The following is a 1,472-nucleotide window of genomic DNA, read 5'->3' on the forward strand; positions in this document are numbered from 1 at the left end:
GGGGTCCGCCCCCGGGGCCCTCCCGAAAACCCCGCCGCTGACGGCCGGCGACAATCTTGTCACCTCAAGCTGGGACATCATGGCCGGCAGCGTCAAGCCGGCCGAAAATGTACTGCTCTATGACGACAATGGCGGCCATCAGGGCATGGGCGCCGCCGAACTGATCGCCAATGCCGGCTCGAAACTCGAACTTGTCTCGCCCGAACGTTTCTTTGCCCCGGAAATGGGCGGCATGAACCATGTGCCGTACATGCGCGCCTTTCAGGAAAAGGGCGTCAGCATCACCATCAACACGCGGCTGCGTTCGGTGCGCCGCGAGGGCAACCAACTGGTCGCCGAACTGGCATCGGATTTCGCCGATGGCTGGCGCGGCGAGCGCAGGGTCGACCAGGTGGTGGTCGAGCACGGTACGTTGCCGCTCGATGATCTCTATCTCTCGCTGAAGCCTCTGTCGAAGAACGGCGGTGCGGTCGACTACGAACGGCTGGTGAGCGGTGGCGACATCTTCCCCAAGCGCAATCCAGAAGGCGGCTTTGTACTGTTCCGCATCGGCGACGCGGTCGCTTCGCGCAACATCCATGCCGCCATCTACGACGGCATCAGGTTCGGCTTGCGGATCTGAAATTGGGCGTTGCCAGGATCGGTGGCGCGCGGCCGGACCTGCGTACGAGAGCCCATGTACTTCGGTCTGGCCGCGCGCTCGCGCGTCATTGGCTCGTCGCCAGACAACGCACGATTCTGTGAGGGTGTGCCGCGTGGCGGCGTTCAAAACATTCTGGCGGTGGCCATGCACAGCACTGTCAGCACCAACAGCCCCCCGGCAATGCGCTCGCCTCTTGTCATCTTCGCGCGCAACTGCCTTTCCGTTGCCGCATCGGCACCGGCAAGCTGCCTGCTGGTTGAGCCTACCAGCGCGCCTTGCACGCCGGCGGCGATCAGGGCCGTCACGATGCCCAGCGCCAGCACCTTCTCCATCGAGCCGAAAACACCCTCGTGAAAGAAATACCAGAGCAGTATGCCGGTCAGGAAAACCAGGCCGGCAGCGCCCATTTGCGGCCGGAAGAACCGTTCCGCCCGGATGTCCGGGTCACGGCCGACCGCGATGGTCGTGCCCGCCCAGAATACGCCTGCCATGACATGAAGACCGATAACGACGATGTAGACATATTGCATGACCGGATTTCCTCTTTAGCCCGCCATCTCTAGATAATTAGATATCGAATGGTTAGATGTCAATATATAAGTCGTGCCAGTTCCATCCGTGCATGACACCGTCTAGGGTCCTGCAATGACACCCTTTGACCGCCCGCCAGTCGGCATGAATCTCGGACGAACCGCCAAGCTGGTTGCCCAGGCCTTCGATGCTGCCCTGGTCGAGGCTGGAGGTACATTGCCGATCTGGCTCACGCTGCTATCGGTCAAGTCGAGCAACCTTGCCAACCAGCGCGAGCTTGCCGGCATGATCGGTATCC

Annotated in this window: 1 protein-coding gene and 2 pseudogenes; 2 read left to right on the forward strand and 1 reads right to left on the reverse strand. The window is 61.8% G+C overall.

All coding sequences use genetic code 11. The features are described 5' to 3' along the window. Window positions 1-622: pseudogene (locus EN969_RS30835) on the forward strand (N-methylproline demethylase); the annotation flags it as partial. 143 nt (window positions 623-765) lie between these two features. On the opposite strand, the gene EN969_RS30840 reads toward EN969_RS30835, so the two are convergent. Further along, window positions 766-1,173 carry a hypothetical protein gene (locus tag EN969_RS30840; protein ID WP_063167732.1) on the reverse strand — a complete coding sequence of 136 codons (408 nt, stop codon included), beginning with the start codon at window positions 1,171-1,173 and terminating at the stop codon, window positions 766-768. 115 nt (window positions 1,174-1,288) lie between these two features. On the opposite strand from EN969_RS30840, the pseudogene EN969_RS30845 reads away from it, so the two are divergent. Beyond that, window positions 1,289-1,472: pseudogene (locus EN969_RS30845) on the forward strand (MarR family transcriptional regulator); the annotation flags it as partial.

This window comes from Mesorhizobium sp. M7A.F.Ca.CA.003.01.2.1, from assembly GCF_003998945.1.
Lineage (GTDB): Bacteria > Pseudomonadota > Alphaproteobacteria > Rhizobiales > Rhizobiaceae > Mesorhizobium > Mesorhizobium ciceri.